Source organism: Nocardioides sp., assembly GCF_041600255.1.
Taxonomy (GTDB): Bacteria; Actinomycetota; Actinomycetes; order Propionibacteriales; family Nocardioidaceae; genus Nocardioides.
This window is the reverse complement of the sequence record NZ_JBFIKK010000185.1, coordinates 1-4,747: the sequence shown is the minus strand read 5'-3', so window position 1 is coordinate 4,747 and position 4,747 is coordinate 1. Positions and strand designations below refer to the sequence as shown.

Here is a 4,747-nt window from a genome sequence, read left to right as displayed (position 1 = left end):
TCTCGGTGCAGCAGGCGTTCTTCGCGGTCAACCAGCCGACCCGCAGTGCGCTGCTGCCGAAGATCCTGCCGATGGAGCTGTTGCCGGCGGCGAACTCGCTGAACATGACGGTCTTCCAGGCCGGCGCGATCGCCGGGCCACTGGCCGCGGGCACGTTGATCCCGGTGATCGGCTTCGAATGGCTCTACCTGATCGACACGATCACGCTCTTCGCCACGCTCTCCGCGGTGATCCGGCTGCCGCGACTGCCGGTCGAGGGCGCGCTCAAGGGCACGCCCGGGCTGCGGGCGGTGGTCGACGGGCTGGTCTACCTGCGCGGCCACCCGGTGCTGATGATGTCGTTCGTCGTCGACCTGATCGCGATGGTCTTCGGGATGCCGCGGGCGCTCTTCCCGGAGATCGCGCACCTGGGCTTCGGCGGGCCGACCGGCGGTGGCATCGCCTTCGCGTTGCTCTTCGCGGCGATCCCGGTGGGCGCGGTGATCGGTGGCGTCTTCTCTGGCTGGGTCTCCCGGGTCGACCGGCAGGGGCTGGCGGTGATCGTCTGCATCCTGATCTGGGGAGTGGCGATGACGGGCTTCGGGCTCGCGGTCGCCCTGGCCGAGAGGTGGCAGACGACGATGCTCTCGGTCGCGCTGGCGATGCTGGTGATCGGCGGTGCGGCCGACATGGCCTCGGCCGCGTTCCGGACCAGCATGCTGCAGAGCGCCGCCGCCGACGCCGTACGCGGGCGGCTGCAGGGCGTCTTCATCGTGGTGGTCGCCGGTGGGCCGCGGATTGCGGACGTCGCCCACGGCGCCACGGCCGCGGCGGTCGGTACGGCCGCCGCGGCCGCCGGAGGTGGCGTGCTGGTCGTGATAGGCACGGTGGTCGCGGCCCTCGCGGTGCCCTCCTTCGTGCGCTACCGGATCTCGAGGGTCTCCGCCGAAACGGTCTGAGCGCGGGTGCGCACCTAGAATCGTCCGGTGAACGACGACAACCTCGAGCCCGACCTGGAGATGCTCAGCGGCATCGACCCCGACGAGTTGGCCGTCACCGTCCGGGTCCTGCAGCAGCTGCACCGGTTGCCCGACGACCACCCCGACATCCAGACCGTCAAGCACGCGGCGTCGCACATGTACAAGGCGTTGAAGCGGGAGCGGCGTACCCGCAAGCGCGAGGCGGAGCTCGCCGCCGACCGGGCCGTCACCGAGAAGACCGCCACCGGCTCCCCGATGCGGATCGACGACGAGACGCTGGGGATCCCGCTGGTCTCGACGGCGCCGGGCGCCTTCGCGGGCGAGCTGATCAACCCGCGCGGCTGCTACATCTGCAAGAACGACTACACGCTGGTCGATGCGTTCTACCACTGGCTCTGCCCGACCTGCGCCCGCTCCTCGCACGCCAAGCGCGACCAGGGCACCGACCTGACCGGCAAGCGCGCGCTGCTCACCGGCGGTCGGGCCAAGATCGGGATGTACATCGCACTGCGGCTGCTGCGCGACGGCGCGCACACCACGATCACCACGCGGTTCCCGCACGACGCGGTACGTCGGTTCGCGGCGCTGGAGGACAGCGCCGACTGGATCCACCGGCTGAAGATCGTCGGCATCGACCTGCGCGACCCCACCCAGGTGATCTCGCTGGCCGACGAGGTGGCGGCGGCCGGACCGCTGGACATCCTGATCAACAACGCGGCGCAGACGGTGCGTCGTTCGCCGGGCTCCTACAGCCAGCTGGTGGAGATGGAGTCCGCTCCGCTGCCGACCGACCTGGCGCTGCCGGAGATGGTGACCTTCGACCGGATCAGCGAGGCGCACCCGGCGGCGATCGCCGGCACCCTGCGCCAGCACGCGGTCGCGCACCACGAGGGCGAGTCGGTCGAAGAGGCCCGGGCCGCCCAGCTGGCGAGCCACCTCCAGGGACAGACCGCGGCCTCGATGACCGGACTGGCGCTGCGGGCCGGGAACGCCTCGCTGGAGGCGCACCTGGCCGGGACGGCCGTGGACGCCGGTGGGCTGCTGCCGGACCTGCAGACCGAGAACTCGTGGACCCAGAAGGTGGAGGACGTCGACCCGCTGGAGCTGCTCGAGGTCCAGCTCTGCAACGCGACCGCGCCGTTCATCCTGATCTCGCGGCTACGGCCGGCGATGCGGGCCGCCGTACGCGGCGGGTCGCGACGGGCGTACGTCGTGAACGTCTCGGCGATGGAGGGGCAGTTCTCGCGGACCTACAAGGGGCCGGGCCACCCGCACACGAACATGGCGAAGGCGGCGCTGAACATGCTGACCCGGACCAGTGCCGGGGAGATGTTCGAGACCGACAAGATCCTGATGAACGCCGTCGACACCGGCTGGATCACCGACGAGCGGCCGCACCAGGAGAAGCTGCGGATCGCGGCCGAGGGCTGGCACGCGCCGCTCGACCTGGTCGACGGGGCGGCTCGGGTCTACGACCCGATCGTTCGCGGCGAGGCCGGCGAGGACCTGCACGGGCACTTCCTGAAGGACTACGCGCCCAGCCCCTGGTGAGGATCGTCGGCGGTCGTCGGCCGTTCTACGGTGGCTGGCATGTACCTGGAGAACGTCGTCGTCGACGCGGTCGACCCCGGACGGTTGGGCCGGTTCTGGGAGGAAGTGGTCGGCGGTGAACGGCTGACCGATGAATCCGAGGGCTTCGAGACCCGGCTGAGCGTCGAGGGCGGGCCGACGTTGGACCTGTGCTTCCAGCGGGTGCCGGACCTGCCAAGCGCGGCGCCGCGGCTGCACCTGGACCTCCTGGGCGGTGCCCGGCAGGACGAAGTGGTCCAGCGACTGCTCGGACTGGGCGCGCGTCACCTGGACATCGGTCAGGGCGATGCGCCCTGGGTGGTGCTCGCCGACCCTGAGGGCAACCCCTTCTGCGTGATGGAGGAGCGGGCGGCGTACGTCGGGACGGGGCCGGTGGCGGCACTCCCGCTCGACTCGGCCGACCCGGACCGGGACGCGGAGTTCTGGTCGTGGCTGTCGGGGTGGACCGATGCGGGGGTGGCGGAGCAGCCGTCTCTTCGCCACCCTTCGGGACGCGGTCCGCTGCTCGAGCTCTGTCCGGAGTCGGCTCCGAAGGGGACGGCCAAGAACCGGCTCCATCTCGACGTCCGACTCGAGACCGGCGACGACCCGGACGAGGTGGAGGCGGGGATCATCGCGCGCGACGGTCGGCGCGAGCACCACCCGGAGTGGGGCGAGCTGCCGTGGCGGCTTTACGCGGACCCGTCGGGGAACGAGTTCTGCGTGCTGCCGGCGCGGGCGTGAGTGGGTCGGTGGGGAGTCAGTGGCAGAGAGCGTCGCGCAGCGCGGGGAGCAGGAGGGCGTAGGCCGTCATCAGCTCGTTGGTGCGGTCGAACTCCCTGCCGAGCCGCTCCTCGTCGACCCCGGGCGAGGCGACCTGGACGATCCGCTCGGGGTGGAGCTGGGCGAAGAGCTCGTGCAGGCGCCGGATGCCTTCGGCCAGGGGTAGTTGCTTCCACGGCGCGGCATCGTTGGTGCCGATGGAGACGGCCACCCGGTCATCGGCACCCACGCCAGCCGCCGTCGCCTGGGCCAGCAGGTCGCGCGCGTCCGCGCCGCCCACCGCAGCGTTCACGATGTCGGCCGGGCCGGAATCCCCGCAGGCGAGCCGGTCGAGGTCGCGCCGGACCCGGGCGAGGTGGCTGTCACCGAGGAGAACGATTCGTCCGCCTGTCACGCCTTGGCCCGCGTCCGCTGGAGCAACTCGACGAGCAGGTGGGCGTAGCCGCGGGCGTCGTCGATGGCTTGGTGGGTGTGCGCGACGTCGCCGAACCAGGCGGGCGGCAGGTCGTGCACGGAGAAGGTCGCCGGGTCGCCACCGGTGATGCCGCAGGCCAGGCTGAGCAGGCAGACGCCGGGCCCGTGGAAGAGCCGGTCGGGCTCGTACGGCCCCCAGCAGACGCCGTACGACGTGAAGCGGCGCAGGTAGTGGTCGATCCACCCTCCGTCGAACCCGAGGGGTGAGGCCACGAAGTGCCGGGTGTCGCCCAGGCCGTGCACCCAGGCTGCGAACTCGGCCATCACCGTCGGCGCGGGGCGGGGGTTGCGCGTCGCCGCCGCCCACGCGCCCGGGACTGTCTGGAACCACGCGTAGGTGTCCGGGTGGGGCTGCGCCCCGGGCAGGGGTTCGAGGACCGCCTCGAACTCGCCGAGGAGGTCGCCGGCTGCGGTGACCGCAACGGAGGCGAACGAGCGCATCGAGTTGGGCCCGGGCCAGGGCCCGTCGACCTCGATGTCGGTGACCACGAAGACGGCCTCGGCCACGGTGTGGGAGGGACGTGCTGGGTGGGGGGCGAGTTCCGGTGACCCGAGATCCGTTGTCATGGCGCCGATCGTGCCCGACGGCTCGTGGGTGGGTGGGTGACGGCGCGCCACTGCCCCGCGGATCGTGGATCGGCGGGGTGTGGGGCGGTCAGGGTCTGCCGTGAGGTGGAGGCTCAGTCGGATGAGCCGGCGGTGGTCGTCGGTCGCGGCTGACGTCGGTCGTGCCGGTGGGATCGCGGAGGTAGCTGTAGCCGTGCGGGCTGTTCCACAGGAAGGTGTCGGCGTCGAGCCTGGTGTAGCGCCACCCGCCGTGGGTCTTGAGCCAATGGTGGCGCCGGCACAAGGGCGCAATGTTGTCGGAGGTTGTGCTGCCACCGGCGCCGTAGGGCTGGATGTGGTCGCTGTCGCAGGCCCGGGCCGACCTGGTGCACCACGGGAACACGCAGGTCGGGTTG

6 protein-coding genes are annotated in these 4,747 nt (G+C 71.5%); 3 read left to right on the top strand and 3 right to left on the bottom strand.

From position 1 onward, the window contains the following. The 3 genes from ABZE72_RS15760 to ABZE72_RS15750 all read left to right on the top strand — a co-directional run. On the top strand, nucleotides 1-938 hold a 938-nt coding region (locus tag ABZE72_RS15760; RefSeq protein WP_372729985.1), incomplete at its 5' end, for an MFS transporter. 27 nt (nucleotides 939-965) lie between these two features. After that, nucleotides 966-2,510: an SDR family NAD(P)-dependent oxidoreductase gene (locus tag ABZE72_RS15755; protein ID WP_372729984.1), complete on the top strand. Its 1,545-nt coding sequence runs from the start codon at nucleotides 966-968 to the stop codon at nucleotides 2,508-2,510. Nucleotides 2,511-2,549: 39 nt separating this feature from the next. After that, nucleotides 2,550-3,272: a VOC family protein gene (locus ABZE72_RS15750; RefSeq protein WP_372729983.1), complete on the top strand. Its 723-nt coding sequence runs from the start codon at nucleotides 2,550-2,552 to the stop codon at nucleotides 3,270-3,272. A 16-nt stretch (nucleotides 3,273-3,288) separates the two neighbouring features. On the opposite strand, the gene ABZE72_RS15745 is transcribed toward ABZE72_RS15750, so the two are convergent. The 3 genes from ABZE72_RS15745 to ABZE72_RS15735 all read right to left on the bottom strand — a co-directional run. After that, nucleotides 3,289-3,705 carry a hypothetical protein gene (locus ABZE72_RS15745; RefSeq protein WP_372729982.1) on the bottom strand — a complete coding sequence of 139 codons (417 nt, stop codon included), beginning with the start codon at nucleotides 3,703-3,705 and terminating at the stop codon, nucleotides 3,289-3,291. Next, entirely contained in the window at nucleotides 3,702-4,352 is a 651-nt protein-coding gene (locus ABZE72_RS15740; RefSeq protein ID WP_372729981.1) for a hypothetical protein, read from the bottom strand. Before ABZE72_RS15740 ends, ABZE72_RS15745 begins: the two co-directional genes overlap by 4 nt. A gap of 88 nt (nucleotides 4,353-4,440) precedes the next feature. Beyond that, a partial coding sequence (locus tag ABZE72_RS15735; protein WP_372729980.1) for an HNH endonuclease signature motif containing protein occupies nucleotides 4,441-4,747 on the bottom strand: 307 nt, incomplete at its 5' end.